The organism is Neptuniibacter sp. PT8_73 (assembly GCF_047778045.1).
Taxonomy (GTDB): domain Bacteria; phylum Pseudomonadota; class Gammaproteobacteria; order Pseudomonadales; family Balneatricaceae; genus Neptuniibacter.
Genome location: NZ_CP180545.1, coordinates 534,499 through 561,396, shown reverse-complemented (window position 1 = coordinate 561,396; position 26,898 = coordinate 534,499). Strand labels below are relative to the sequence as shown.

The window sequence follows — 26,898 nt, the reverse complement described above, 5'->3', positions numbered from 1 at the left end:
TCTCCCCCGGCTCGCAATTCCAGCTATCTAAAGCAATACTCCTAAGAGCGTCTAACTGCGGGAGCGCTTTATGAAAAAGCTAACTTTAGTTCGTCACGCAAAATCCAGCTGGAAAGACCCCACTCTTGATGACTTTGAGCGCCCTCTCAATAAGCGTGGTCAGAGAGACCTTCCAAAGATGGCTACGCGTTTAGGTGAATATGGCATCGAGCCAGAACTCATCTTAGCAAGCAACGCAAACAGAGCAATCACAACGGCCTCCGAAATCCATCAACAACTCAATTTAAAACAAGAACAATTGCAAACCCATCCAGAACTGTATGCATCTTGTGCCGAAACGCTGATGTACCTTTTGCAAAACCAATCAGATCATCTGAGCAGTATTATGCTAGTCGGCCATAATCCAGCGCTACACCAACTAGCTGATATACTCACTCAAAGCCACTTAGAAAAGCTTCCTACAGCAGCAGTTCTTCACATGCATCTAAGCATTACCCAGTGGCATGAATTAGCAGCGGGCTGTGCCACCAGCATTTTATTCGATTACCCGAAAAAGCACGCTTCAACCGCCGCCTAAGCAACTATGATAAACTGTACTCTTTATTCCAGAGTGAGTGCCTGTGGATCTTTACCTTTCATCGCTCAGTTTTACTGCGAGTATTACCGCCCCAATCTTTTTTATTGGCTTTCTAGGCTATCTACTGAAACGCGTAGGGCTGATTGATGATGCCTTCATAAATACAGCATCAAAGCTGGTATTTATGATCACCCTGCCAGCCTTGGTTTTTATGTCCATTTCACGGACAGACTTTCACGCAGTCTTTAATCCAGAGCAACTGGGTTTTGTCTTAATTGGCACTCTGATCAGTTTCATCGCGCTTTGGTTTCTCGCTAAGCGCTGGATCAAACAACCAGAAGACTTAGGTGTTTTTATACAAGGTGCGTTTCGAAGCAATTACGGCATTATTGGTTTAGCTGTGAGCTATAACCTATTTTCTGATTCCGGCTTGGCGCAAGCATCCCTACTACTAGCGCTCGTTATTCCTCTGTTTAATGTCTTATCAATCATTGCATTAACACTGCCAGCAAAACACCAAGGCGGCGCAAGTATCGGCAAAACCGTATTAGAGATCGTAAAAAACCCACTGATCATTGCGGTATTGCTGGCACTTCCGTTCTCTTACTTCGGTTTCCAGCTTCCCGAAATTGCACAAAAAACAGGGCGTTACTTCGCCAATCTGACCCTACCTTTAGCCCTATTGGCTATAGGCGGCTCATTGAACATGAAGAGCTTACGTAGCACTTCTTCACAAGCCACTTGGGCGACCTTATCAAAGCTACTTTTTATCCCTCTGATATTAACACTCGCCGCATGGGCATACGGCTTCAAAGGGCAAGACTTAACCATGCTCATGGTTCTATTTGGATGTCCGACAGCTGCTGCCAGTTTTGTTATGGCTAAAGCGATGGGAGGAAATGAGAAACTAGCGGCGAATATCATATTAATGACGACCATAGGCTCTATCCTTAGCCTATCGGCGGGCATCTATATCATGCGCGTTACAGGTGTAATTTAAGCTTCCGTACATTCTGTACGCTTAAGATAGGTCTGTAAGCTAATTTGATCTGTAGTTTCAAAATGACGGGACAATTGCGTAAGCGACTGGATACGATCCAATCTAAACATACGAAAATCCTCGCGCAGCTCACACCAAGCAACCAAGGTCCAAACAGCACCCCAGTACACTAAACCTAAAGGCCAAACTTCACGCTCGGACTGTTGTTTATCTTCTCGTTGATAACCGATCGAAATCACAAACCTATTCTTGATCGCGACTCTGATTTGGTCACTATATTGGGTCGTCCATTTTCGATGTAGCCCAGGAACAACAAACCATTCGGGGCCTTCTATATATTGATCATAAAGCTCTGTTGGCAAAACCGCTTTGACTTTATCTAGCACTCTGGAAGCAGACTGACCTAGATGCCGATCACTACAGCCCTGCACTAAGCGCACACCCAGCAACAGTGCTTCGAGTTCTTCTTCATCAAACATCAGAGGCGGCAGATTAAATTCCGGGCGTAGGCGATAGCCTACCCCCGCTTCACCTTCAATAGGCACACCAGAAAGCGAAAGCGCCTGTATATCTCGGTAGATAGTTCTCTCAGAGACTTCCAACACCTCAGCCAAGGCGCTGGCCGTTAAAGCTGTTCGGCGGCCACGCAAAAGCGTTAGTAATTGAAATAAGCGTTCCGCTTTCCTCATCAGTAAGTTAGCTCCCTAAGCCCCTTCGCAAATCATAGCTTCTGTTTGTACTTCCATATGACGCATATGACAACTATCCATATCAATAAGACCACACAGCGACTGGCCTTCGTCAGATTGCATAAATGCATCGCCCGCCGCTTTAGCTGTCGGCATATCCTGCCAATAAGCTAAATCATGCAGTAAGCCATTTTCATCTTCGCTCACTGAGCGATACAGAAAGCCTTCCTGCTTTTTTAGCCACTCATTAACCTTGTCATGAGTCGATGCAAAGTCAGCTTTATTCACGCCTGATTTCAGATTGTAAGTTACCATTTCCACGACGGTTGTTGTCATTGTTATTCTCCTTAATCCAATTCTTAAATATGACAACAGGGATGCTAAACTAGGCCTACTGACAGCGTAGTGTCAGTAGAGTTTTATTAAATGAGGATAAAGATGTTTAAGTTATTCAAAAGCGATCGATTGGCAAAAGCTTTTAAAGCGATCGATGCCGATGATCTGACCAAGCTCCAAAAACATCTGCAAAAACTCGAACCGGAAGAAATCAATCAACCAGTCTCTGATGATACTGCGCCTTTAGCTGAAGTCTGCATTCTTAAACAAGCCCCAAAAGCGTTAAAGCTGGTGTTAAACTTCGGCGCCAACCCAGACCAAACAAGCCACACCGATAAGACCCTAACACTTGCAGCGCTGTCACTTAGACAAGAAAAAAGTCTGCCCTTACTAACAGCGCTTTATACTGCTGGTGCCACAACCGACCCAACACCACTGCTTCAACAATGCTTTGATCATTGCTCCGAACAAGAACTCATGCTGCATCTATCAGTCTTACTCCAGTATGGCGGACAGCTTGATGACGAACTTGTTCATAAAGCCTTAGCTAGCGATCAGTTACCGCTTATCCACTTTATTATAAATTCTGGAGCATCTTGCCCAGACGATATCGACCAACACAGTTACTCCGAAGAAACGCTGAACTATGCGAAAAAGTGCTGGGACGATCAGAAAATTCGAGCGATGTTTCTCTCATGACAGATTCAAAGAGATGCTTTGTAATAGCCGTCGCTGGTGCACCTGGCAGCGGCAAGACATCTTTAACCTTAGCACTAGCTAAACTGCTAGATGCAGACACACTCTTTTACGATGATTATCAACAAGCCACCAATCAATCCATGGCCGAAACCCTTCAATGGATGAAACAAGGTAGCGACTACAACAATTTAAATATTCCTGGCTTTGCTGAAGCAATTGCCGCCCAGATCCAAATCTCTGATAAAAGTTTCTTGTTGATTGAAACCCCATTAGGCCGACATCATCATGCCAGTGGGCAATACATTGATTGCCTAATTTGGCTAGACACCCCTCTTGATATTTCACTTGCTCGCAATATCAAAGCTTTTAGCAGCGAATTTAAAAAAGTCCCGTCGGACTATATTCAGCAAATGGATTGGCTTTCTAATTACCTTGAAGGTTACATTCAAGACATCCGCGCTACACTCGTCATACAACAAGAGCGCCTAACCGAAGATGCCGATATTAATATCGATGGCACACTGCCACTTGGCGAAATAGCTCAGCGCATTTACCAAACGATCTCACAAGAACAATCAATAGGATAAACAATGCAGTCTCTTTGCCTTGATGATTCAACAGCTGAACAACAGGACTGGAAAGCCTACCTTTGCATCGAGGCATTTATTCAAGATTTTGTCACAGCCCAAGTACTGTTTACGGCTTTACAAATAGGCCTGATCAAAATCCTATCAGACAAACCTCGTTCTGAAGATGCTTTGCAACAAAGCCAGCCTAAAGTGACAGCCCTGGGTATGCTGCTCCAACAATTAAAAGCAGCCAATATCATTGAGCAGGACGATAAGCTTCGGTGGCAACTGACGACGGATTTCAGTCAAACACTCCCCTTCCAAGATCTGCTACTTTCCAAATTGGAGTTTGCAAATCTATTAGCACCTGACCTTTTGCAGCACTACACACTGTTCCTTGAGGACATGCCTCGTTTTATTCAGCAGGCTAAGGTATTTGAACTGTTCGCTTACAATCGCTGTTTTGAGGTCACACCAGAGAACATTACTGCAACCCGTCGATGGATGCGCTTCACCACCTGCTTAACCCGCTACGAAGGCCGTGTAATTGCTAAACACGCCGATCTAAATCATGTAAAAAACCATCTGGATATTGGTGGAAACAGCGGTGAATTCGCGCTGCAATTATGCAAAGCTAATGCAGCACTCAACTCGACCATTATTGATCTTCCTGTGGTGTGTGAAGTAGGTAAAAGCCACATTAAGGGAGAACAAGAAGCGGATCGAATCAATTTTAAAGCAGCGGATGCACTTGTGGATGAGCTACCACAGCAACAAGGTCTGGTGACCTTCAAATCAATTTTACACGACTGGCCAATAGAAGCCTGTGCACAATTTATCCGCCAAGCAACAAGCACACTAAACGATCAGGGTGAAATACTGATATGTGAAAGAGGGCCATTAGATCTAAGCAGGCCCGTACCTTACGGCCTATTGCCTATGTTGTTATTCAATCGCTCTTTCCGTGAGCCCAATGCTTATATTGAGTTATTGAAAAGCAATGGTTTTAACAACATTGAGATCGAAACCATTCAGTTAGAAACGCCGTTCTTCCTAATTCGAGCTAGACGTTAAAACTTGAAGGCGTATTAATTGATAAGTCAGGAATATCGATTTTAGGGCAACGGTTTACCACAACCTTAAGGCCTGCATCTTCAGCGCGTTTCTGTGCGTCAGGGCTGTCCACCCCTAATTGCAACCAAACGGCCTTAGCTCCGATTTCAATAGCTTCGTCGATAACCTCTCCAGCCTGATCGCTGCGACGAAACACATCGACCATATCAACCGTTTTATCAATATCAGCTAAAGAAGCCACAACCTGCTCACCGTGCAGAGTTTCACCCTCAAGTGCAGGGTTGACCGGGATAACGTCATAACCGCAAGTCTTCAAGAAAGCCATCACACGGAAACTCGCGCGTTCAGGCTTATTGCTCGCGCCTACTACAGCAATAGTACGAACACTTTCTAAAACATCGATAGATAACTGATCATCAGTCATGACTATCACCTTCGACATGCATGCCTTTGCAAACACTGCACTCAGGGTCTTTACGCAATTTAAGGGTGCGCCAATCCATGGTTTTGGCATCTAAAAGCAGTAAACGGCCTGCCAAGTTCTCGCCAACCGAAGCCAAAACTTTTAATGCTTCTAATGCTTGAACCGATCCAATAATGCCGACTAGAGGCGATAAAACACCGGACTCAGAGCAAGTAAGCGCTTCATCACTTCCCTCTTTGTAGAGGCATTGATAGCAAGGTGATTCTGGATTAAGCGGATCGTAAACCGCCACCTGACCTTCCATACGGATAGCCGCACCGGAAACCAATGGCTTCTTGTGCATAAAGCAAGCGCGGTTAATCGAAAATCGAGTACTAAAGTTATCGGTACAATCAACCACAAGGTCAACGGTTGCGACTAAACGCTGCAAAGCCTCATCGTCTAAACGCTCATATAAGGCCTTCACTCGAGTATCAGGGTTGAGACCGGCAATGGTATTTCGAGCCGAATCCACTTTAGGTGTGCCAATGCGCTTAGTGTTATGAGCAATCTGACGCTGTAAATTGGAAAGCTCGACCTCGTCATCATCCACTAGGATAAGCTCACCGATACCTGCCGCGGCCAGGTACATAGCAACAGGACTACCCAAGCCACCTAGACCGATGATCAAAACTGTCGAATTTAACCAGATTTCCTGCCCATTTATATCGACATCAGGCAACATAATTTGGCGGCTGTAGCGTAATAGCTGCTCATCACTCAGCATTGTTTTCTCCTTAAGCGCAGGTTTCACCTGGCCATAATGCAAAGGTTACTCGCTCATTATCACCATAATCGCGCTGAGTACCAATTTCTGTATACCCTAATCTGTCCAACAAGGCGCGGCAAACAGGACCTTGGTCATAACCATGTTCAAACAACAGATGGCCACCAGGAACAAGGTAACTTCGCGCCTGTTCACATATATGTTTTATATCTGCCATACCATGATCTTCAGCCGTAAGCGCTGAGAGCGGTTCAAACCTCACGTCACCTTGTTCTAGATGCGGGTCTTCCGGATCGATATAAGGAGGATTACTGACGATCATATCGTAATGACCATGGTGGGGTTCAAACCAACTTCCCTGTATCACTTCTACGTTTTCAAGCTGCAATCGGGCTCTATTGCGCTCAGCCAATTGTGCCGCCTCAGGCACAAAGTCTGATGCAACCACAGTCCATTCTGGATTTTCATAAGCTAGCGCTAAAGCAATTGCGCCTGTTCCCGTGCCCAAATCAGTAATGCGTGCTTGTTTTTTAGCGCATAACTGCAAAGCCTTTTCGACCACCACTTCGGTATCCGGACGAGGAATCAAAGTATAGGGAGAAACTTCCAAGTCAAAATCCCAAAACCCTCGCATACCGATAATATGTGCTACAGGCTCGCCTTTGAGGCGCCGATCGATCATCACTGCTAATTGCTCGACAATCTTAGGATCTAACTCTTTTTCAGGCCAAGTAAACAGATAGCTACCCGGCTTATCGAGCAGATGACATAGCATCAACTCAACATCTAATTGAGCTGACTCACTGAAACCACTGAGTTGATTACTTAATTGTACGGCTTGTTTGATTTGCATAGAGGTTTAATACATATCAAAAAGGGCCATATAGGCCCTTTTTATTAACTTTCGTCGGAGAGCGCCCCAAGCTGTTCTGCTTGGTGCTCATTTAAGAGCGGCTCAACCACATGCTGTAGTTCACCACCAATAATTTCCTGCAGCTTATATAGCGTTAGGTTAATACGGTGATCCGTGACACGACCTTGTGGATAATTATAGGTGCGGATGCGTTCAGAGCGGTCACCACTACCCACTAGGCTTTTACGCGTACTTGCCATTTCAGCCGCCTGACGCTCATCTTCAGCCGCCTGCAAACGTGACGCTAGTAGCGACATCGCTTTTGCACGGTTCTTGTGCTGTGAACGCTCTTCCTGACACTCAACTACCACACCTGTAGGAATGTGAGTTAGTCGAATAGCAGAGTCAGTTTTGTTGACATGCTGACCACCCGCACCCGATGCACGGAAAGTATCTACACGTAGATCAGCTTTGTTAATTTCAATCTCAGCGGACTCATCCATCTCTGCCATAATTGCCACGGTACAAGCTGACGTATGAACACGGCCTTGAGACTCAGTTTCTGGCACACGTTGTACACGGTGTGCACCGGATTCGAATTTCAGCTTCGAATATACATCGGTACCTACGATACGAGAGATAACCTCTTTATAACCGCCATGATCACCTTCATTAACGCTAACAACCTCTACACGCCAACCCTGCACTTCCGCAAAACGAGAATACATACGGAAAAGGTCACCGGCAAAAATAGCCGCTTCATCACCACCAGTTCCGGCACGCACTTCCAAAAAGACGTTGCGAGAATCATTTGGATCTTTAGGTAATAAAAGAATCTGCAGTTCAGCTTCAAGATTTTCGATACGCTCTTTAACGGCAGGATATTCCTCTTTTGCCATCTCTCGCATATCAGGATCACTGTCAGCCATCATCATCTCGGCTTCTTCAAGATCCTCCTGCGCTTGATTAAAAGCAGCAAACGCCTGTACTACAGGCTCTAGTTCGGAGTATTCCTTAGAATAATCACGAAACTTATCCTGATCTGAGATAATTTCTGGATCAGACATCAGAGCTGCAAGCTCTTCGTATCGATCGCTAAGCTTTTCCAGCTTACTTAGAATAGATTCTTTCATTATTTCTCATTCTTAGCATGTTCACCCAATTGGTGAAGCTCTTGCACCAAGTCCAGTAACTCACTGCGCCCTTCAGCGCTAGCTTTACGCATTTGAATTGTTGGATGGTGCAACATTTTATTCGTCAGGCTACGCGCTAACATGGTTAACACTTCTTCAGCTGGCTTACCATTTTCCAGCTGTTTTAACGCTCGCCCTAATTCTTGATCACGTAAACTTTCTGCCTGACCACGGAAAGCCGTTAATACATCGACCGCTTCCAGTGAACGCAACTGGCGCATAAACTCGTGCGCGCCTGTTTCTATAATTTCTTCTGCTTGCCGAGCGGCATCTTCACGGCTACGTTGGTTCTCTTCAATAACCTCTTTAAGGTCATCGACTGTATACAGATAAACATCATCCAGTTCCGCAACTTGTGCTTCAATGTCACGCGGAACAGCTATATCAACCATAAAAATAGGTCGATGCTTACGCTGCTTAAGTGCTGACTCCACCGCACCTTTACCTAGAATAGGCAACTGGCTGGCAGTAGAAGCAATCACTATATCGGCCTCGGCAAGCGCATTTGGAATATCACCCAACAAGATCGCTTTACCATCAAACTCATCAGCCAATGCCAAAGCACGGTTAAGGGTACGGTTCGCCACCGTGATATCTTTTACGCCAGCATTCGCTAAGTGGCGCGCTACCAACTCGATCGTTTCACCTGCACCTATCAGTAACGCTTTGCTTTCTCGCATATCCGAGAAAATATGCTGAGCAAGGCTTACCGCTGCATAAGCAACTGAAACCGGGTTTTCACCAATCGCTGTATCTGTACGAACCTGTTTCGCTACAGAGAAGGTCTGCTGAAATAAGCGTCCCAGCTCGGCACCTACATGGCCGTTTTCTTGGGAAAGGCTGTAAGCCGACTTCAGCTGACCTAGTATCTGAGGCTCGCCCAATACTAGAGAGTCCAAACCACTCGCCACACGCATCATATGACGCGCAGCATCCTCACCCCAAAAGGCATAGGAACATTGTTGCAGTTCATCAGGATCTAAATCGTGGTACTCGCCTAGCCATTCCAAAAGGGCTCTCGACCCTTCTATGGCAGAAGAGCAATACAGCTCTGTACGGTTACAAGTTGATAGGATGGCAATCTCTTTCAGATCAGCAAATTCGGCAGCACCATTCATCGCCTCAGCAAGCAGCTCGGGTGCAAACGCCACGCGTTCACGAACCTCCACCGAAGCCGTTTTGTGATTGATGCCTAATGCAAGTAACGCCATGCGATCCGCCATACCAAAAAATCTACCGTCGTGCAGACGGCACTACAAATCAACTGAAGCTGATCTAAATCAGCGCGCTATGATACAACGCTTTGCGACAAAGGTTAAAAGGCAGCGCAACAATTTAGGTAACTTCGATCAAAAAACAGCAGATTAATTACAAATCTTTGGACAAAACCCGCATAAATCGAACAAAAACGCTGAGCCTTAGGTCTAACTTTTAAATTAAGTGCAGAGTCAGTGCAGATCAGCAAGAATCTGTAAATCGTTCACTTATTCTCTTTAAAACCTTTGGTCGGTAGCTGACAAGCTACAGCTTATTCAACTATAGTGACCAAATCATTCAGGGATGTCGGGGCTATTACGGCTGTATACATGAATAAATCACTTATCGTTTTAACTTGTGTCTTCGCCTTACTACAAGGCTGTCAAAGCACCCCAACGAAACGGACACAAGAAGTTATCTCCGAGCCAGTCAATTACGTGGACGGCGAGTTCAACCAAGAATCTCTTTACGATTTATTACTTGCTGAAATTGCAGGACAACGCAGGCTCTTCCCAGTCGCCCTGGAGAACTACCTCAAACAAGCTGAAAAAAGTCAGGACTCTGGCGTTGCAGAACGCGCCACACGAATTGCTCAATACCTGAGAAACCCTGACAAAGTAATTCAAGCATCCCGACTTTGGCGCGAAATTGCGCCATCTAATCCAGAACCGTATCAAATTGAAGCGAATATGCTTCTACATAAAGGCCAATACACCGAAGCACTGCCTTTGGTTAAGAAAGCCCTTGAGTTCGATCCATTACGCACCTTGGCTTTGATTCGTGGGCAAGTCGAACGTATAGACCCCAAAGTTTTATCCGGCTACATCACGATGCTAAATAAACATCGTCAAGCTGTCGATCCACGCTCTGATCTGGAGCTGACTCTAGCACTGTTGCATCGAGCTAATAACAACGAGCAGGCGTCACTCACCTCTTTTAACCGCGCCCTTAGGATTGACCCCGAGAATCCAGAAGCCTTGATACAAAAAGCAGAACTGCTGCGCTCTCAAAACAAAGTTTACGATGCACTTAAGCTTATCCGCTCTGCTTTTGAACAACAGCCAAATAACCGTCAGCTTCATATTCTTTACACACAGCTGTTATTCCAAAATAAGCAATCTAAACAAGCGGTCTCTCAAGCAAAAGAACTGCTAAAAAACAACTTAAAAGATCATCAGTTAACCTACTACTTAGCCCTATTGATGCTCGAGAATGAAGCACCTCAGGATGCTAAAGCAGCCTTTTTGCGATTACTTGAACTGAAACCTGAGGACACTTCACCGCATTTTTATTTAGGCCACATAGCTCAGTCGGAAGAGAAGCGTGATCAAGCGATTGAACATTACAGCTCTGTAAAGAATGGCTCTAACGTTCTACAATCCCTATCTCGAGTAAGCTCGCTTCTTAAAGATGTGGAAGACAAACCTCGTCTACAGCAGATTTTATCTGATGCCAGAGCCAGCATGCCCAACCAAGCCGCTTCAATTTATACATTAGAGGCGGAATGGCTAAACCTCCATAACTTGAAAGAGGAGGCCTTAACTGTATTAGAGGATGCGCTAGTACTCTTTGTTGATAACACCGCACTGCTATACACCCGCGCCATGATGGTGGAATCCACTGATTTCCCGCAGGCAGAAAAAGATTTACGCCGAGTATTAGAATTAGAACCCGGCAACGCTACAGTGCAGAATGCTTTAGGCTACACCCTACTTCTACATACTGAGCGCTATGAAGAAGCCTACAAGCTTATTCAAGCAGCATTAGCCACAGAACCTGAAGACCCTGCTATTTTGGATTCCATGGGTTGGGCTTTATTTAAATTGGGCAGGAACCATGAAGCCGTAACTTATTTAGAAAAGGCTCATGCTTTATATTCCGACCCTGAAGTCTCCAGTCACCTCATTCAGGTGTATTGGGCTATAGATCAAAAAGAGAAAGCTCGTTCACTGCTCCAAAGAAGCCAAAAAGATAATCCTGGCGACCCTTTCCTAGAAGAAGCAGCGCAGCTAATTAACGCAGAGTAGTAAAAGCAGATGTTAAAAAGGTACCTAGGGGCGTTGCTGTGCCTATTCTTAGCCGGCTGTAGCTTACAAAAAACTCAGCTACCAGCACCGAACGATATTTCTTGGGAAACTCGTCAAAGTCTGCTTAAAGATATCTCTGATTGGGAAGCTAGCGGCAAGATAGGCATCCGCACACCTGAAGACAGCCAATCAGCCAGTTTAAAATGGCTGCAAGAAGGTTCTGATTATCAGATAGATATCCGCGGGCCTTGGGGGCAAGGTGGCGCATCTATTGCGGGAAACCCACAAGAAGTCATCGTTGATATTGCCGGCGAAGGAACGTTTACCGGAACTAATCCGGAACAAATCCTCCATCAACAATGGGGTTGGGCACTGCCTGTTAGTGATATTTTTTGGTGGATCAGGGGGCTACCTTCGCCTCACTCACAATACGACCAAACAGTCGTCGATGAAAGACTTGCACAATTAACCCAACAAGATTGGAAAATTGAGTATCTTCGCTATAACCAACAAACACCTGCGCTGCCTACTAAAATGCGTCTGCAGTTCCGTGATTTGAAAGTCACCATTGTGATTAAAACTTGGATCAAACTGTAGCAGCAGAAAAATCTCTCAACTTTAAATCGCGATCTCATTTAGCCATCACTGGAAGCCTGCTTTTACGCTCTCAATCCTAGTGGCTACTCCCCCTGCTTTAGTTTGACTTTTAACCACGAGTCTTGGATAATCTGCGCCTCTTTCAACGGGAGGCCGGTCCTCCAAGAGGAATAATGTTGGGGTATCGCCAAGCGGTAAGGCACTGGATTCTGATTCCAGTATGCGGAGGTTCGAATCCTCCTACCCCAGCCAAATGCCTATGAACGGTTCCCGATCTATAGATTCCGAACAAATTACAATCGAAAAGGTGCACGCCGTGTCCAAGATGATGGTCTTCACCGGCAACGCTAACCCTGATCTGGCGAGAAAAGTAGTTGATCGCCTAGATATTCCTATGGGTAAAGCGAATGTTGGTCGTTTTAGTGATGGCGAAGTAAGCGTTGAGATTCAGGAAAACGTACGTGGTAAAGACGTATTTATTATCCAGTCTACTTGCGCGCCAACTAACGACAACTTGATGGAGCTGATTGTACTAGCCGACGCTCTTCGTCGCGCTTCTGCTTCACGTATCACAGCTGTTGTACCTTACTTCGGCTATGCACGTCAGGATCGACGTCCACGCTCTGCTCGTGTACCTATCACTGCAAAAGTAGTTGCAGATATGATGGATGCTATCGGCATCGACCGCGTACTGACAGTTGACCTACACGCTGACCAGATTCAGGGCTTCTTCTCTGTACCTGTAGATAACGTTTACGGTTCACCTGTTCTACTAGACGACATCGTTGATCAGGAATACGACAACATCTTAGTTGTTTCTCCGGACGTTGGTGGTGTAGTTCGTGCCCGCGCAGTTGCTAAGCAACTTGATTGTGACCTAGCAATCATCGACAAGCGTCGTGAGCGTGCAAACGAATCTCAAGTAATGAATATCATTGGTGATGTTGAAGGCCGTACTTGCGTACTGGTTGATGACATGTGTGATACTGCTGGCACGCTTTGTAAAGCTGCTAAGGCACTTAAAGATAACGGTGCAGCACGCGTTGTAGCTTACGCGACTCACGCCGTACTTTCTGGCCCAGCAGTAAGTAACATCACTAATTCTGATCTAGATGAATTTGTTGTAACAGATACGATTCCACTGTCTGAATCCGCATCTAAGTGCGACAAAATTCGTCAGCTAACACTAGCTCCGCTTCTAGCTGAAGCTGTGCGCCGTGTATGCAATGAAGAATCCATCAGCGCGATGTTCCGTTAAGGACGACGCGTTGATATAGCAACTTACTCAATTACGAGTAAGTTTTTCCACCCTCGGGTGATTGCTGCAAAGCCTGGTCGCAAGGTTTTGCAGCTTATTTATTTAAAGGTATTAAAAATGTCTAACTTTGTAGTTAATGCAGTAGCACGTGCTGACGAAGGGAAAGGTGCGAGCCGCCGCCTACGTCGCGAAGGTCTAGTTCCTGGTATCGTTTTTGGTGGTGACAAGCGTAAGAAGCCTGCTTCTATCTCTGTTCCTAACAACGAACTAGTTAAAATGCTAGAAGACGACGCTTTCTTCTCATCTATCCTGACTCTGTCTTTGGACGGTAAAGAAGAGCAAGTGATCATAAAAGATCTACAGCGTCACCCTGCTAAGCCAGTTGTACTGCACGCTGACTTCCAGCGCATTACTAAATCCAACAAGATCAAGATCACTGTTCCTGTTGCATTCTCTGGTTTCGAAAAGTCTCCTGCTTCTAAAGCAGCGTGCAAATTCGCAGCTGAGAAAAACACTGTAGAAGTTCTATGCCTACCAGCTAACCTTCCAGAAACTCTGGTTGTTGACCTTTCTGCATGTGATTCTGATCAGGTTCTTCACCTATCTGATATCACTCTTCCTGAAGGCGTTGAGATTGTTTCTCTACGTCGTGGCGGTGACCACGATCAGGGTATCGGTTACGTATACGCGCCTCGCGGCAGCAAGTAATTGGTATAAGCAACCAGCATGAAAGACAAGATCCAGCTCATCGTTGGCCTGGGTAATCCAGGCGATAAGTATGCGCAAACCCGTCACAATGCTGGTGCTGAGTTTGTCGAGCAGCTTGCTGCTCGACATCTCGCTCCCCTAAAGCCCGAAAAGAAGTACCACGGGCTCTACTCTAAAGCTCAGATTGGTAACCAAGTGATTCATCTTTTGGTTCCAACCACGTTTATGAATCTGAGTGGCCAGGCTGTTGCAGCACTGGCAAGCTTCTACAAAATTCCACCAGAAGCGATTTTAGTCGCTCATGATGAACTCGATATTCCACCAGGTATTGCGAAATTTAAGCAAGGTGGCGGTCATGGTGGTCATAATGGTTTGCGCGATATCATCAGCAAACTAGGTAACAACAAAAATTTCTACCGTTTACGCCTTGGTATTGGCCATCCAGGTCACAGCAGCCAAGTAAGCGGTTTTGTTCTGAAAAAAGCTCCAGCCAAAGAACGTGATGCCACAATGGCAGCTATCGATGAAGCTGAACGCTATCTGGAGCACGCAATTGCCGGTGACTGGAACAAAGCAATGAACCAGTTACACAGTTTTTCAGCCAGCTAGATCATTTACAGGATTCAATCATGGGTTTTAAATGCGGTATTGTAGGCCTACCAAATGTAGGTAAATCTACTCTTTTCAATGCGCTAACTAAAAATGGCATTGCAGCAGAAAACTTCCCATTCTGCACTATCGAGCCAAATGCAGGCACAGTATCTATGCCTGACCCGCGTTTAGACAAGCTTACAGCGATTGTGAATCCAGAACGTACAATTCCAACAGCGATGGAGTTCGTAGATATTGCAGGTCTTGTTGCTGGCGCGTCTAAAGGCGAAGGCCTTGGTAATAAGTTCTTAGCAAACATCCGCGAAACAGACGCAATTGCACACGTTGTACGTTGCTTCGAAGATGAAAACGTAATCCACGTTGCCAACAAGATTGATCCGCTATCTGATATCGAAACAATCAACCTTGAGCTAGCACTTGCCGATTTAGAATCCTGTGAAAAACAGCTTCAGCGTATCCAGAAGCTAGCAAAAGGCGGCGATAAAGAAGCAGTTGCTCAAAAAGCGATGCTTGAACGAGTGATCCCTCATCTAGAAGAAGGCAAACCAGTTCGTGGTTTAGGTCTTGATGAAGATGAGATGAAAATCGTTAAAGGCTTCCACCTTCTTACCGTGAAACCAACAATGTACATTGCAAACGTTGATGAAGATGGTTTTGAAGACAACGCTCACCTAGATACAGTTAAAGAGCTAGCAGCATCGGAAAATGCCGGTGTAGTAGTGGTATGCAACAAGCTAGAAGCTGAGATATCTGAACTAGATGATGAAGAGCGCGATGAGTTCCTAGCTGACTTAGGTATGGAAGAGCCCGGTTTAGACCGCGTTATCCGCGCAGGTTATGAATTGCTAGGCCTACAAACCTACTTTACTGCTGGCGTGCAGGAAGTTCGTGCTTGGACCGTTAAGGTAGGGGCAACAGCTCCACAAGCAGCTGGTGTTATCCACACAGACTTCGAGAAAGGCTTTATCCGTGCTGAAGTTGTAAGCTACGACGATTTTGTTGAGCACGACGGCGAAAATGGCGCAAAAGACGCAGGCCGTTGGAGACTTGAGGGTAAAGATTACATCGTTCAAGACGGCGATGTAGTACATTTCCGCTTCAACGTTTAAGCAGACAACTGTACAAAAAAAAACCGGCTTTTCTAGCCGGTTTTTTTTATTCAAAAATTCCTGAAATTTCATGCAGTAATCTATTGACACCCCCGCCCGAAAGTAGAATAATGCGCGCCTCTGAGACGTGGCAATATAGCTCAGTTGGTTAGAGCATCGCATTCATAATGCGAGGGTCGCAGGTTCGAGTCCCGCTATTGCCACCATGTTTCAGTCTATGCTGGGGTATCGCCAAGCGGTAAGGCAACGGGTTTTGATCTCGTCATGCGGAGGTTCGAATCCTCCTACCCCAGCCACTATTGAGCTTAACTCTCCGAGTTAATCTGAGTGGCAATATAGCTCAGTTGGTTAGAGCATCGCATTCATAATGCGAGGGTCGCAGGTTCGAGTCCCGCTATTGCCACCATGCTCTAAAAAGAAAGTGTGCTCAAATCTTAGTTGGGGTATCGCCAAGCGGTAAGGCAACGGGTTTTGATCTCGTCATGCGGAGGTTCGAATCCTCCTACCCCAGCCACTTTCTTCTTGCACTTTAGTAATAGCTTACCTTAATGACAGGTCAATTCCGACCTAGCCACATCCACCTCGATACAATATCCGTATAACGATCATTCGTTAGTCAAAAACTACAATCAGCAATATCTCGTCTGCTATTTTAATTTTTTGACCTCTTCATTCTGCTGATTTTTATCTTCTATAATTAACACTCTGCATCTGTTTAACACTTCAGTGATATCAAACAAAAACTAATGCAATATTTAAGTTATACATTCAATTGAATTAATATATTCTCTGTCTATAAGGATTTAGCGAGCAGGAGATCATTCAGGCATGTCTGAAGTTATTGATATTGACGGAAACGCCCTTTTAGAAAAATACGGTACTGGGCAGCAGACTCGTAAACAACGCCTGAGAAAAAATGTTCAGCTTTTATTTCTTGGCCTGAGCGCCGAAGAAACCGCTCCCCTGATTACACTTCTTAGAACTTCACGCATATCTCCTCGCGGCAAACAGGTTAATACCGAGCAAGAGTTTCTAGACGCGCTAGGTGAACGCTCATGGGACCTTATTCTTTGCACTATCGATCGAGGTGAGTTCACCTCAAAGCTCGCTATAAGCCACCTAAAGCGCTTAGATAAAGATATACCTGTAATACAGATAATCCCAAGCTCAGACAGCCAATTGCTGTTACAAGGGCTAAAGAGTCACATACAAGCTGTCGTTCCCTTAGATGAGAAAGAACTTGTTCTAATCAATGTACGCAGAGAACTGGATCAGCTCGATTACCGTAGACGTTTACGTAAAGCTGAAGCCGCCTTGGCCGAAGCAGAAAAACGCTCACAACAGTTAATGGATAGTTCTCGTAACCCAATCGTATGCTGCGACCATCAAAAAATTATTTACTGTAATGACAGTTTCCTTGAACAGTTCGGTATAGATTCGCAGAAAAAGGCTATGAATAAGCCACTGGTGGATTTCTTTACGTTTGATGACCGCCCTGAGTTCACCGAACAACTTAACTCTCTTGAAGAGGGCAATAGCGGTGATTTGATTCTACAGCTATCAGCACAACGTAGTGATCATTCCGAATTCACCGCAAATATGGAGCTTTCACGCTCAGACTATAACGGCTCAGTCATTACCCGCATCTTGTTCCACCTTGATGAGAACAGCCATCACAATCTATTGAGTGAAGACCTCGATTTCGTCTCCGGTTTATTCAATAAAGATTATCTGCATAAACAACTGGAACAGGTGACCCAAAAGGCATTGCGCGGTGGTAACGACCGCTGCTTGATGTATATAGAGTTAGACCAACTCGATCAGATTAAAAACAAATTTAGTCATGAAGGTAGCGACCAGCTTATTCGGGATATCTCTGCTCTTCTGAGTAAGAAGGTAAATAAAGCGCATTTACTAACCCACCCTGCTGAAAATGCGTTTGTCATTATCTTTAACGACCCTAATATAAAAACTGCTGAAAGCTTTGCTGAACAGTTACGTGCAAAACTTGCAAATGTTCGCTCGAGCATCGCAGGTGTCGATGTACAATCAACCTGCTCTATTGGCTTGGTAGCAATTACCGACAGCACACCTCCACCGATTGAATTACTCAACCGAGCGAAAACCGCCATATGCAATTTACGTGAAGATACTCCGCAAGGAGATGGCGTACGCATTCATATTCCAGAGGCTGCATTATCCGAGCAGGAAGAAGATGAGTTTGATCAGCTAAGAAAAGCTGTTGATAACAATCAGTTCAAACTATTATTCCAGCCAATCGTAAATCTAACCGCAGATGATCAAACACATCATCACTATGAAGCATTGTTACGCTTAGTGAATGATGATGAGGATGAACTATCTCCTAATGATTTCATGAACGCTATAAGCGATGCAGAAACTGCGGTTAAAGTTGATCGATGGGTCATTGAGAATTGTTTGAAACAGCTTAAGAAAACGCTAAATCAAGAACATAAGAATGTTATCTTCATTAATATATCGGCCCATGCATTAGGTGATCAAAAGCTATTAACTTGGCTTTCAGGAGTGCTACGAAAGAATAACATCCCTGCGGAAAGGCTTGTCTTCCAGATCAGTGAATCAGATATATCCATCGCCCCTAAACAGGCTCAAAGCTTCGTAGAAAAGCTAACCCGTATTCATAGTCGCATTTGCATCAAGCACTTTGGCAGCGTACCTAATTCTCAAAATGTTCTATCTACGCTTCATTCCGACTATATCAAACTGGACGGCGCCTATATTTCTGAATTAGGAGCTGACCAAGAAAATGATGAAGAGTTCTTTAGTATGGTGCAGCAATTAAGCAGCCTCGATAAAATCTCTATTGCTCCACTTGTAGAGAATACCAAGACGATGGCAAACCTATGGAAAGCAGGGATCGACTATGTCCAGGGCTACTATCTACAGCCCCCAAGAGAAAAGATGGATTACGATTTCTTTGCCGAATAATAAAAAAGCCGCTAAACAGCGGCTTTTTTATGCTCTTACTTTTTCACTGTATCTCGGTCTCTAAAACCAATCAGATACAAGATGCCATCCAGACCTAAAGTAGAGATGGCCTGTTTCGCACTTTCACGAACCAAAGGCTTAGCGCGGAATGCAATGCCTAATCCTGCAATCGAGAGCATTGGAAGGTCATTAGCGCCATCCCCAACGGCAATCGTCTGCTCTAGGCTAACGCCTTCTTTCTCAGCGATTTCGCGTAACAATTCGGCTTTACGTTCACCATTTACAACTGTGCCTTTAACTTCACCTGTGACTTTGCCATCAGCATCGATATCAAGCTCGTTGGCATAGACATAATCAAAGCCAAGTTTCTTTTGCAGATGGGAAGCAAAGTAGTTAAAACCGCCCGATAAGATAGCCGTTTTAAAACCAAGTGCTTTCAAGTTAGACACCAACTCTTCCGCACCTTCGGTCATAGGTAAACGCTCTGCAATTTGATCTAAAACCGATACATCCAAGCCTTTCAGTAGAGCCATGCGACGCTTAAAGCTTTCGTTAAAATCGATCTCGCCACGCATGGCCGCTTCAGTGATCTCTGATACCTGGTCCCCCACGCCTGCTTCTTTAGCTAGCTCATCAATCACTTCTGCTTCAATCAGCGTAGAGTCCATATCGAATACAACTAAACGGCGATTACGGCGGTAGATATTGTCTTCTTGGAAAGCGATATCCACATCTAAGTCGCTTGCAGTATGAAGGAACTCAGCTTTAAGTTTCTCAGCATCAGCAGGCGCGCCACGTACCGAAAATTCCACGCATGCTTTAGTCTGGTCAGAGGTTTCATCCAAACTGATTCGACCTGAGAGACGATTGATATTGTCGATATTAAGCCCATGGCTCGCTGCAATCTCGGTCACACGCGCAATATGCTTAGAGCTTAATTTACGAGACAGTAGCGTAATAATGTGACGAGATTTACCCTGCCCTTCAACCCACTGTTCATAGTTCCCTTCTTCCACAGGCTGGAAACGGATGTTCATATTCAGCTCATGCGCTTTAAATAGAATATCTCTTAGCAGTGGCGAGGATTCAGCCGATTTAGGTACTTCAATCAAGATACCTAAAGACAAGGTATCGTGGATCACCGCCTGACCAATATCCAAAATATTGATCTCGAACTGCGCCAAAATATTTGTGATCGCTGAAGTCACTCCCGGCTTATCTTCACCGGAAATATTGAGCAAAATAATCTCTTTCATCGAAAGGGTTCCAAAGGAATCTTTAATTGTTGGCGATTATAACAAAGCCAGATTACAGGGCCTATTCATTATCACTCAGAAGCAGGTTGGACTGGACTAAACTCAACCCTACATTTCAAACCAGCAGGCAGTAATTGATCTTTATTCGGTATTTCCACACTAATAGCAAACGTACTACTTGCAGCATCAATAAGCGGGTCGACTCGATTAACTTTACCTTCATAAGCCTGTTCTGGGCGCCCTTCAGCATACAAAGTGATAGGCATGCCTTTTTCGATTTGACCATAATATTGCGAACGCATAATCACTTCTGCGTGAAGAGGATCAAGTGATACAATTTTTAAGAACGGCTGGTCATCAACAAGCTCACCAGGTTCGAGTAAACGTTCAACCACAACGCCATTGATTGGACTTTTTGTTTGGCGTAGGGATAAACGCACATAAGATTCGCTAGCTGTAAGCTCAGCCAAACGCTGCTCTGTTAGCATTTCATCGCGTTCATGATCAGACAATAGGCCTTTTTTGTACAAGACCTCATTACGTTTAACTTTACGCTTAGCAAAATCTACGCGCGCTCGGGCTGTCGCTAGAGCAGCTCGCTCTAGGCGAGAGTTAAGTTTCATAACGACTTGGTCTTTTTTGACTTTATCACCACGACCTAAACTCAATTCGCTAATAACGCCTGATACTTCACTACTCAGTTCAATCTCTTTACTCGGCTCTAACAAACAGCTCAATTGGCCATCGCTTAATTGATTATGTTCAACCGCACTGACCAACGGCGAAACACCGAGAAGTAGTACCAATAGTGGAGAAATGTATTTCATATCAAAAAACCTAAACTTTGCTGCTAGTAAAAGACAATATTTCGCGCTGACGTTCATCTTGCTTTAACAAATCCGCACGCATACGTGCATGATCTGCTTCTAGTTGCTTTTGGGCCCTGCGCATTAATTTCAACAGCAGCCAGTTTTTAAACCCTTTTGGAAACGGCCATTTAAAGACGCGCTTTAAATAATTAGAGAACTGCTCAGACAATATCGAGTCATCTAAAGACAAGATAACTTCAAAGCTCCCCTGATCGCCCTGACGCGCACAGCGCCCTTCTAACTGTCGGTCGATTCGTGACGCTTCATGTAACTCGGTTAAAATCACATGTAGCCCACCCGCTGACTCGACTTCATCATTTAGCTTTATATCGGTACCACGCCCAGCCATATTGGTCGCAATAGTAACACAACCTGGATCACCCGCATTCGCAACTATTTCGGCTTCTAACTGATCTTGTTTAGCATTTAATAACTGATGCTGCACATCCATCGCCTGCAGACTTTGGCTTAGTAATTCCGAAGCAGCGACGGAGTGTGTCCCAACCAGTGAGGGGCGCTGTGCTTTGTGTAGAACTTTGATCTGTTCGGCAACCTTGTGCCACTTATCACTCTCGTCTATGTAGACATTTGCTCCGAGTTTCTTTCTACGGCTTGGTTTATTGGTTGGGATAAATACCACAGGCAAGCCATAAACTTGCCATAACTCTGAGGCCACCTCTTTTGCAGTACCAGTCATACCACCGAGATGATGATAAAAACGGAAGAAGTTCTGAAAACTGATTCGCGCTAGCGTCTCCCGAGGATTACTGAGTTCACAGTCCTCTTTAATTTCGATCAGTTGGTGCAACCCTCGTTCCCAACTTCGATCTTCCATCACACGGCCGGTATGCTCATCAACAATAAGAATTTTGCCGTCTTTAACGAGATAATGTTTATCACGAATAAACAGATGCAATGCCGTTAGTGCCTGAAAAACTAATTCAAGACAACGTACTCGCCCTACCCAAAAAGGCCCCAGTCCATCAGTTAACTGCAGCACATGCATTTCACCATCATCAGTAAAAGCAACACGTCGCTCTCTGAGGTTGACCTCGTAATGCTTATCTAGCTCCAGTTCAGAAGCGATTGCCATCGCTTGCTGATAGACCTCTTGCTGTTCCTCTTGCTCAATCTCAGGGCCTGAAATAATCAGCGGCGTTCTAGCTTCATCTAATAAAACACTGTCAGCTTCATCGACAATGGCAAAATGAAGCCCACGAAGCATCAAGCCATCGAGCATCTGTTGATTGCCCTTTAAACGTTCGGCGTGCAAATTAAGCTTATGCTGCTTGCCCTCTAGAGCGATGCTGTCTTTAAGGTAATCGAACACCAACTCTTTGTTGGTACAGTAAACGACATCTTTAGCATAGATATCACGCCTCTCCATGGGAGAAAGACCATGGACAATAACGCCAACATCAAGACCCAACCGGCTATAAATTGGCATCATTTCCTCAGCATCACGAGCAGTAAGATAATCGTTAACAGTCACTACATGGACAGGCACCCCAGCAAAAGCCGCTGTCGCTGCAGAAAGTGTGGCGGTCAGGGTCTTACCCTCTCCCGTTTGCATCTCTGCAATATTGCCGTGAAACATCGCTAATCCGCCAAGTAACTGGCTGTCAAAATGTTTCATACCCAGGGTTCTACCCGCAACCTCACGCACCAAGGCAAAACTTTTAACCATTAGTGCAGACGTTATGCCCTGTTGAAACAAAGCCTGCCTAATCTCAGCAATATGAATATCTAACTGCTCATCGGATAGGACTTCAAGCTTTAGAGCTTCTCTATGTAGGGACGGCAAAAAGCGCTTATAAGCCTTAAGGGACGCTCTAAACGGACGATTCAGATAAGCAGAGAGGCGATGCGACCAGCGCTCCATGCGATCCTGTTTGTGAATATAAAGCTGAGGACGCTCTAATACAGTTTGCGGCAGTCGCTGAGGCCGTTTATACATCAAACTGCCTCAAGAACACACGCCTTACCGCACGATACCAACGATAGATCAGAGGTTCGGGGTCATGCTCTATAAGCACATAGACGCGCTCATCATAGCGATTCTTTGGCGCATCCATGACAGATAAGTCGATCCGAAAATGGCTACGAAAACTCTTCAAACCATCTCCACTTTTCGGGTCAGGTGCGATTCTTCCACCACCATCAGTACTTAACACCTTACTCGGCAGTTGCTGAGTTGTAGCAGGTAGTGCTCGAACAATTTCACCTTTATAGGTTTCATTTGGATTAGAGGCGAATCGCAGCTCAACTGAACGGTTCTGGGTGCGCACCTGATCTATCTCATCCTCAGAAACCATCGCAACTAAGGAGAGCTGGTTATAATCCACGACATATCCAATCAACTCACCACGGTGGACATATCGCCCCAAAATTCGATGAGCATCGGGGACAACAAATTCTCCAGAAGCAGAGCTATAGAGATTCACACCTTTAAGGCGTTCTAGCGCCCTTTGATATTCGCGCTGAATAAACCGCAATTCTTCTCGTAAAATTTCACTGGCCGCGCGGTCTCTTAGGCTCGCTTCCAGTCTAATTTCAGCTTCAGCTATCTGAGCCTTAAGCACGTCTACTTTAGCTTCAAGATCAGGGGCTGAGAGCTTAAGCAACAACTGCCCTGCGACCACAGGTTTTCCTGAAGGCACCTCTAAAGATTCGATAAAGCCTGAAACTTGCGAGCGCACATAAGCGTCCTGAGGAACCCATAAAACACCTTCGGTCTGCGTTTTATATGGCATAGGTAAAAAGCCTATCAACGCGACCACCGTAGCGATAATCAGCGTAGAAATGGTAAGCACTCGTCCCTTCTTACTTCTTAGTTCAGGATCCGTTGCAGGTTTGATAATTGTTTTAAGTACTGGCATAAGCAGGGTTGCCCAAATTGACCAAAACGCGAGAAGGCTACCAATCACAAAGTATTGCGTCGCAACAAACAAGGCAATCGCAACCATAACAAACAATCGGTAAATGTATGCAGCAGAAGCATAGCAAGCTAGCCAAGCCCCTTCACTGGTTGAGTTAGCAGGTGCAGTGAGTTTCTTGACGCCATAAAGGTACTTTTTGGTTAGATATGCTACCTGGCTGTTACCTCTAGACGCTAAATTAGGTATTTCCAAAAAATCAGCAAGCACGTAGTAAGCATCAAATCGAAGTAGTGGATTACCGTTAAAGAGCAAAGTAGAAAATCCGCCGATCAGCATGGTATTAAACGCGACCGCTCGAACCATACCCGGTTCGGCCAAAACCCATACCATCATTGCTATTGCAGCAACCATCAACTCGACCATAATACCGATCGCGCCCACCAGCATACGCTGATATTTATTCCTAAATGCAGTTGCTGCACTGGCATCCACATAAGGTACGGGGAACAGCACCAGTAGCATCACCCCCACCTCATGCACTTCGCCTCCCCAACGTTTCACAGCGTAGGCATGACCAAGTTCATGAATCACTTTTACAAAGGGATATACCAAGGCAATCAGCAAAAGATTTTCGACCGCTAAGACTCGGTCACTAATATTCTCGGTTAGCGCCCCCCAATGGACAATCGAGAGCGTTAAACCAAACAACACGATCGCAGCCCAAAGAAATAAACCAAACCAAGAATAAAATGGCCGAACCAACCACATGGTTGAGGACAAGAATCCCTCTGGGTCCATCATGGGGATACGGACACTCAATGGGGATTTTAGCTGCTGGATAATCTTCTTCTGTGCTTGCTCTCGTCTGCGAACCTGCAACTCTTCAATATCAGGCAGAATATCGGATTGAATAACATTCGCACGGTTGAGCTGCGCCACCAACTGAATGACTTCATCCTGAGTAGGCATGCCATCGCCTAAGCGTTTACACGCCACATCCCAGATCTGTTGCAACGTTCTTCGGCCATCCATCAAACCGATGATTTGGTAAGCTTCAGGAGAGAAACGTTGGAACTGACCCGTCACATGGTCTTGAAGCACATACCACGTTTTACCTCGGTACTGATGCCGATGAATATCCGCATGCTTACGCATACGGATCTTAAGTTCGGCTACGCGGTACCATGAGGCACTAAACAGAGAAACAGACACTATGCCTCCCGCTAGCCCCACCAAGACCAGACTTTAAGACGCATCCATTCCTGCATCTCTCGAGTCCAAATTGACAACAAGTTACGCTCATCGATGTAGATTTTGCCCACACCTTCCATACCTGGTTGCAACTGCAGAGATTCACCTTGTAACGATGCTTCTACGACAAAGAACGTCGCTCCATCTTTGGCTTCAGTTAGGGGCGTAATCTTCGTCACTACAAATTCAAATGGCGTTTCAGGCAAAGCAGATAGGTGCAATGTGCCCTCTTGGCCGATAAGGACATCAGCAATGCGGCTCTCTTTCACCAATAGATTAATACGGTAAAAATGCAGTGGTGAAACTTCAAAAAGCACTTCACCTTTCTGAACGGCCCCACCTAACCTCTGACTGAGATCACCACTGACAATCAGACCATCAAATGGTGACAGGAGCTTAGCGCGCTCCAATTGGCTATTTACCAGATCTAATTGGGCTTTAATCTGAGTTTGCTGCGCGTTGATAATATTGAGCTTAGCGCGATCATGGAACGCTAAAGCTTCTTGATACTGTCGTTTTAGCTTTGCTTCTTCACTTAGCCATTTAAGGCGCTCTAGATGTAAGTCTCGATCATCCAGCTGCACTAACATCTGGTCTTTCTTAACCACATCTCCTGCTCGATGAACGGCTGAGTGAATATAACCATCATAAGGCGCTGCGATAACCCGCTGAATATAACTATCCAACTTTGCATCTGCTGACAAGCGGTAACTACCTTGAGCAACAGAGAAGAAGATGATCAAAACCGCACTTAGAATAAAGAGTAACTTACGGCCTAAGTATCCTGCACCAAACAGCCGAGAAAATTGAGTTTTTCCAGAGTCCCAAACTTTCAGTAACAGCGCTCTATCATTCAGGCGCTTGTCCTCTAAAGCCGGAATCACCAACGCAGCAATACTCTCGCACAGAGCCACGTCCTGCTCGGTAAATGGAATATCGGGGTTTCTTTCAAAGGTCAGCGCGCCAACAATATTGTTCGCCACATGTAGAGGCACGCTGAGTACAACCGCATCCCCCTGCTGCTGAGAAAGTTTTGAATGTGCAATCACAACCGAACTACTTTCTAAGTCTGGGTTTGGATATACCACGGACTGCTGTTGGTCTATCGCCTCATCCATCACCTCTTCAATACAGCGAATTAAGTTCATCCGCTTACCAAATTGAGTGCTATGAGATAGATGTAATACCTTGGAGTGGCCTTTTTGATAGTTACCTAAAGACACTCGATCACAGTTCAGCATAACTGCTAGCTCAGTCACCAAACGCATTGCTGAGCTAGCGTAATCAGGTTCGGATTGAACACTGGCTAAGAAATCGATACTTCTTTCTAAACTAGCATCTTTGGTTGAGCGCTGTTTCTTTTCCAAACGTAGCTTCAAAGCTTCTAAAGCCGAACCACCAAGTTCCAAAAGCTGCATCGCTCGTTTTAGTTGCTGCTCCGATGATACTGCGACAGCAACGGTCGCCACTGCAATCAGCTCATCATCTAAAATAATTGGATAGCCAATCGCAAAAATTTCATGCCCAGGAACGCTAGCAGGTAGAGCGGTTACGAGTGCTGAACGATTAGTAATAATCTCTTCTGCTAATCCATGCAGATCCGTTAGTACTCCTGAATCCTGAGGCCAGAGAGCCATAGGGTGGTAGGTATTATCACCTTCATCTAATGGCGCTAGAACTAAAGCAGATTGTGCCCCATCAATTAAGGAACACTGAGAATCCAACCAATCCTGATAAAAACTGTCGGATTGTTGCGAATAGGCATCCAATGTAACGGATGTACTTTGCGACGTTTCTAGCGAACTAGAAGAATCTTGTGGATGTTTTGTGTCTGACTGATTATCCATGGCTGAGCAGGCCTGTTACTAAAAACGAAAAGGGCTGCATGCAGATAAGCTGCAGCAGCCCCTGATGAAAAGTCTATC

The 26,898-nt window shown here is 45.3% G+C and carries 24 protein-coding genes and 5 tRNA genes; 17 read left to right on the top strand and 12 right to left on the bottom strand.

Going from position 1 to position 26,898, the window contains the following annotated elements:
• The first annotated feature begins 70 nt into the window (after nt 1-70).
• Entirely contained in the window at nt 71-577 is a 507-nt protein-coding gene (locus tag ACMXYN_RS02390; protein WP_415893333.1) for a SixA phosphatase family protein, read from the top strand.
• Between the two features lie 43 nt (nt 578-620).
• On the top strand, nt 621-1,577 hold the full coding sequence (locus ACMXYN_RS02385) for an AEC family transporter (protein ID WP_415893332.1): 957 nt from the start codon (nt 621-623) through the stop codon (nt 1,575-1,577).
• Here the strand turns inward: ACMXYN_RS02385 and ACMXYN_RS02380 are convergent.
• Both ACMXYN_RS02380 and ACMXYN_RS02375 read right to left on the bottom strand, forming a co-directional pair.
• The gene (locus ACMXYN_RS02380; protein WP_415893331.1) at nt 1,574-2,266 is read right to left on the bottom strand and encodes a helix-turn-helix transcriptional regulator; all 693 of its coding nucleotides are present in this window, start codon (nt 2,264-2,266) and stop codon (nt 1,574-1,576) included. The two genes, ACMXYN_RS02385 and ACMXYN_RS02380, sit on opposite strands and share 4 nt — an antisense overlap.
• Before the next feature lie 15 nt (nt 2,267-2,281).
• Nucleotides 2,282-2,602: a hypothetical protein gene (locus ACMXYN_RS02375; protein ID WP_415890179.1), complete on the bottom strand. Its 321-nt coding sequence runs from the start codon at nt 2,600-2,602 to the stop codon at nt 2,282-2,284.
• Between the two features lie 102 nt (nt 2,603-2,704).
• Between ACMXYN_RS02375 and ACMXYN_RS02370 the strand changes: the two genes are divergently transcribed.
• From ACMXYN_RS02370 to ACMXYN_RS02360, 3 genes are read left to right on the top strand one after another with little or no spacing between them, the layout of a single operon-like run.
• Nucleotides 2,705-3,301: a hypothetical protein gene (locus ACMXYN_RS02370; protein ID WP_415893330.1), complete on the top strand. Its 597-nt coding sequence runs from the start codon at nt 2,705-2,707 to the stop codon at nt 3,299-3,301.
• On the top strand, nt 3,298-3,888 hold the full coding sequence (locus ACMXYN_RS02365; protein ID WP_415893329.1) for a hypothetical protein: 591 nt from the start codon (nt 3,298-3,300) through the stop codon (nt 3,886-3,888). The genes ACMXYN_RS02370 and ACMXYN_RS02365 overlap by 4 nt, the downstream gene beginning before the upstream one ends.
• A 3-nt stretch (nt 3,889-3,891) precedes the next feature.
• Nucleotides 3,892-4,944, top strand: a complete 1,053-nt coding sequence (locus ACMXYN_RS02360; protein WP_415893328.1) for a methyltransferase — start codon at nt 3,892-3,894, stop codon at nt 4,942-4,944.
• Here the strand turns inward: ACMXYN_RS02360 and ACMXYN_RS02355 are convergent.
• The 5 genes from ACMXYN_RS02355 to hemA are packed head-to-tail and all read right to left on the bottom strand — an operon-like array spanning nt 4,934 to nt 9,391.
• Nucleotides 4,934-5,368: a CoA-binding protein gene (locus ACMXYN_RS02355; RefSeq protein ID WP_415893327.1), complete on the bottom strand. Its 435-nt coding sequence runs from the start codon at nt 5,366-5,368 to the stop codon at nt 4,934-4,936. The two genes, ACMXYN_RS02360 and ACMXYN_RS02355, sit on opposite strands and share 11 nt — an antisense overlap.
• On the bottom strand, nt 5,361-6,134 hold the full coding sequence (locus ACMXYN_RS02350) for a molybdopterin-synthase adenylyltransferase MoeB (protein WP_415893326.1): 774 nt from the start codon (nt 6,132-6,134) through the stop codon (nt 5,361-5,363). Before ACMXYN_RS02350 ends, ACMXYN_RS02355 begins: the two co-directional genes overlap by 8 nt.
• Before the next feature lie 10 nt (nt 6,135-6,144).
• A complete protein-coding gene (gene prmC / locus ACMXYN_RS02345) occupies nt 6,145-6,987 on the bottom strand; it encodes a peptide chain release factor N(5)-glutamine methyltransferase (RefSeq protein WP_415893325.1) in 843 nt (280 codons plus the stop codon).
• Nucleotides 6,988-7,031: 44 nt separating this feature from the next.
• On the bottom strand, nt 7,032-8,120 hold the full coding sequence (gene prfA / locus ACMXYN_RS02340) for a peptide chain release factor 1 (RefSeq protein ID WP_415893324.1): 1,089 nt from the start codon (nt 8,118-8,120) through the stop codon (nt 7,032-7,034).
• Nucleotides 8,120-9,391 (bottom strand): glutamyl-tRNA reductase, encoded by a 1,272-nt coding sequence (gene hemA, locus ACMXYN_RS02335; protein WP_415893323.1) that lies wholly within the window; start codon nt 9,389-9,391, stop codon nt 8,120-8,122. The genes prfA and hemA overlap by 1 nt, the downstream gene beginning before the upstream one ends.
• A 375-nt stretch (nt 9,392-9,766) precedes the next feature.
• Here hemA and ACMXYN_RS02330 point away from each other — a divergent pair, with 375 nt between their 5' ends.
• The 12 genes from ACMXYN_RS02330 (at nt 9,767) to ACMXYN_RS02275 (ending at nt 18,718) form a co-directional block, all read left to right on the top strand.
• Entirely contained in the window at nt 9,767-11,464 is a 1,698-nt protein-coding gene (locus ACMXYN_RS02330) for a tetratricopeptide repeat protein (protein WP_415893322.1), read from the top strand.
• Between the two features lie 9 nt (nt 11,465-11,473).
• Nucleotides 11,474-12,061, top strand: a complete 588-nt coding sequence (gene lolB, locus ACMXYN_RS02325) for a lipoprotein insertase outer membrane protein LolB (protein WP_415893321.1) — start codon at nt 11,474-11,476, stop codon at nt 12,059-12,061.
• 177 nt (nt 12,062-12,238) lie between these two features.
• Nucleotides 12,239-12,313 (top strand) — tRNA-Gln (locus ACMXYN_RS02320).
• Nucleotides 12,314-12,377: 64 nt separating this feature from the next.
• Complete coding sequence (locus ACMXYN_RS02315; RefSeq protein ID WP_415883375.1) at nt 12,378-13,319, top strand: ribose-phosphate pyrophosphokinase; 942 nt, start codon at nt 12,378-12,380, stop codon at nt 13,317-13,319.
• Between the two features lie 117 nt (nt 13,320-13,436).
• Nucleotides 13,437-14,027, top strand: coding sequence for a 50S ribosomal protein L25/general stress protein Ctc (locus ACMXYN_RS02310; protein ID WP_415893320.1), 591 nt, complete (start codon nt 13,437-13,439; stop codon nt 14,025-14,027).
• 18 nt (nt 14,028-14,045) lie between these two features.
• A complete protein-coding gene (gene pth, locus ACMXYN_RS02305; protein ID WP_415893319.1) occupies nt 14,046-14,636 on the top strand; it encodes an aminoacyl-tRNA hydrolase in 591 nt (196 codons plus the stop codon).
• Between the two features lie 20 nt (nt 14,637-14,656).
• Nucleotides 14,657-15,748 carry a redox-regulated ATPase YchF gene (gene ychF / locus ACMXYN_RS02300; RefSeq protein WP_415883372.1) on the top strand — a complete coding sequence of 364 codons (1,092 nt, stop codon included), beginning with the start codon at nt 14,657-14,659 and terminating at the stop codon, nt 15,746-15,748.
• Nucleotides 15,749-15,877: 129 nt separating this feature from the next.
• Nucleotides 15,878-15,954, top strand: a tRNA-Met gene (locus ACMXYN_RS02295).
• A gap of 15 nt (nt 15,955-15,969) precedes the next feature.
• Nucleotides 15,970-16,044, top strand: a tRNA-Gln gene (locus ACMXYN_RS02290).
• Nucleotides 16,045-16,077: 33 nt separating this feature from the next.
• A tRNA-Met gene (locus ACMXYN_RS02285) sits at nt 16,078-16,154 on the top strand.
• 33 nt (nt 16,155-16,187) lie between these two features.
• Nucleotides 16,188-16,262 (top strand) — tRNA-Gln (locus tag ACMXYN_RS02280).
• A 314-nt stretch (nt 16,263-16,576) separates the two neighbouring features.
• Entirely contained in the window at nt 16,577-18,718 is a 2,142-nt protein-coding gene (locus tag ACMXYN_RS02275; protein ID WP_415893317.1) for an EAL domain-containing protein, read from the top strand.
• 35 nt (nt 18,719-18,753) lie between these two features.
• Here the strand turns inward: ACMXYN_RS02275 and serB are convergent, their stop codons facing one another.
• The 5 genes from serB to ACMXYN_RS02250 form a co-directional block, all read right to left on the bottom strand.
• Nucleotides 18,754-19,974 (bottom strand): phosphoserine phosphatase SerB, encoded by a 1,221-nt coding sequence (gene serB / locus ACMXYN_RS02270; RefSeq protein ID WP_415893315.1) that lies wholly within the window; start codon nt 19,972-19,974, stop codon nt 18,754-18,756.
• Nucleotides 19,975-20,045: 71 nt separating this feature from the next.
• Nucleotides 20,046-20,801 carry an efflux RND transporter periplasmic adaptor subunit gene (locus ACMXYN_RS02265; protein WP_415893314.1) on the bottom strand — a complete coding sequence of 252 codons (756 nt, stop codon included), beginning with the start codon at nt 20,799-20,801 and terminating at the stop codon, nt 20,046-20,048.
• Between the two features lie 10 nt (nt 20,802-20,811).
• Nucleotides 20,812-22,800 carry a preprotein translocase subunit SecA gene (locus ACMXYN_RS02260; protein ID WP_415893312.1) on the bottom strand — a complete coding sequence of 663 codons (1,989 nt, stop codon included), beginning with the start codon at nt 22,798-22,800 and terminating at the stop codon, nt 20,812-20,814.
• Nucleotides 22,793-24,934: an efflux RND transporter periplasmic adaptor subunit gene (locus ACMXYN_RS02255; RefSeq protein WP_415893311.1), complete on the bottom strand. Its 2,142-nt coding sequence runs from the start codon at nt 24,932-24,934 to the stop codon at nt 22,793-22,795. Before ACMXYN_RS02255 ends, ACMXYN_RS02260 begins: the two co-directional genes overlap by 8 nt.
• 11 nt (nt 24,935-24,945) lie before the next feature.
• Nucleotides 24,946-26,820, bottom strand: a complete 1,875-nt coding sequence (locus tag ACMXYN_RS02250) for an efflux RND transporter periplasmic adaptor subunit (protein ID WP_415893310.1) — start codon at nt 26,818-26,820, stop codon at nt 24,946-24,948.
• Between the last annotated feature and the right edge of the window lie 78 nt (nt 26,821-26,898).

Coding starts and splice junctions, on each gene's coding strand:
- ACMXYN_RS02355 (WP_415893327.1), bottom strand. CDS start 5,368: ATGACTGATGATCAGTTATCTATCGATGTTTTAGAAAGTGTTCGTACT.
- ACMXYN_RS02380 (WP_415893331.1), bottom strand. CDS start 2,266: ATGAGGAAAGCGGAACGCTTATTTCAATTACTAACGCTTTTGCGTGGC.
- ACMXYN_RS02370 (WP_415893330.1), top strand. CDS start 2,705: ATGTTTAAGTTATTCAAAAGCGATCGATTGGCAAAAGCTTTTAAAGCG.
- lolB (WP_415893321.1), top strand. CDS start 11,474: ATGTTAAAAAGGTACCTAGGGGCGTTGCTGTGCCTATTCTTAGCCGGC.
- ACMXYN_RS02360 (WP_415893328.1), top strand. CDS start 3,892: ATGCAGTCTCTTTGCCTTGATGATTCAACAGCTGAACAACAGGACTGG.
- ACMXYN_RS02260 (WP_415893312.1), bottom strand. CDS start 22,800: ATGTATAAACGGCCTCAGCGACTGCCGCAAACTGTATTAGAGCGTCCT.
- ACMXYN_RS02275 (WP_415893317.1), top strand. CDS start 16,577: ATGTCTGAAGTTATTGATATTGACGGAAACGCCCTTTTAGAAAAATAC.
- pth (WP_415893319.1), top strand. CDS start 14,046: ATGAAAGACAAGATCCAGCTCATCGTTGGCCTGGGTAATCCAGGCGAT.
- ychF (WP_415883372.1), top strand. CDS start 14,657: ATGGGTTTTAAATGCGGTATTGTAGGCCTACCAAATGTAGGTAAATCT.
- ACMXYN_RS02350 (WP_415893326.1), bottom strand. CDS start 6,134: ATGCTGAGTGATGAGCAGCTATTACGCTACAGCCGCCAAATTATGTTG.
- serB (WP_415893315.1), bottom strand. CDS start 19,974: ATGAAAGAGATTATTTTGCTCAATATTTCCGGTGAAGATAAGCCGGGA.
- ACMXYN_RS02250 (WP_415893310.1), bottom strand. CDS start 26,820: ATGGATAATCAGTCAGACACAAAACATCCACAAGATTCTTCTAGTTCG.
- ACMXYN_RS02390 (WP_415893333.1), top strand. CDS start 71: ATGAAAAAGCTAACTTTAGTTCGTCACGCAAAATCCAGCTGGAAAGAC.
- hemA (WP_415893323.1), bottom strand. CDS start 9,391: ATGGCGTTACTTGCATTAGGCATCAATCACAAAACGGCTTCGGTGGAG.
- ACMXYN_RS02375 (WP_415890179.1), bottom strand. CDS start 2,602: ATGACAACAACCGTCGTGGAAATGGTAACTTACAATCTGAAATCAGGC.
- prfA (WP_415893324.1), bottom strand. CDS start 8,120: ATGAAAGAATCTATTCTAAGTAAGCTGGAAAAGCTTAGCGATCGATAC.
- ACMXYN_RS02365 (WP_415893329.1), top strand. CDS start 3,298: ATGACAGATTCAAAGAGATGCTTTGTAATAGCCGTCGCTGGTGCACCT.
- ACMXYN_RS02265 (WP_415893314.1), bottom strand. CDS start 20,801: ATGAAATACATTTCTCCACTATTGGTACTACTTCTCGGTGTTTCGCCG.
- ACMXYN_RS02310 (WP_415893320.1), top strand. CDS start 13,437: ATGTCTAACTTTGTAGTTAATGCAGTAGCACGTGCTGACGAAGGGAAA.
- prmC (WP_415893325.1), bottom strand. CDS start 6,987: ATGCAAATCAAACAAGCCGTACAATTAAGTAATCAACTCAGTGGTTTC.
- ACMXYN_RS02330 (WP_415893322.1), top strand. CDS start 9,767: ATGAATAAATCACTTATCGTTTTAACTTGTGTCTTCGCCTTACTACAA.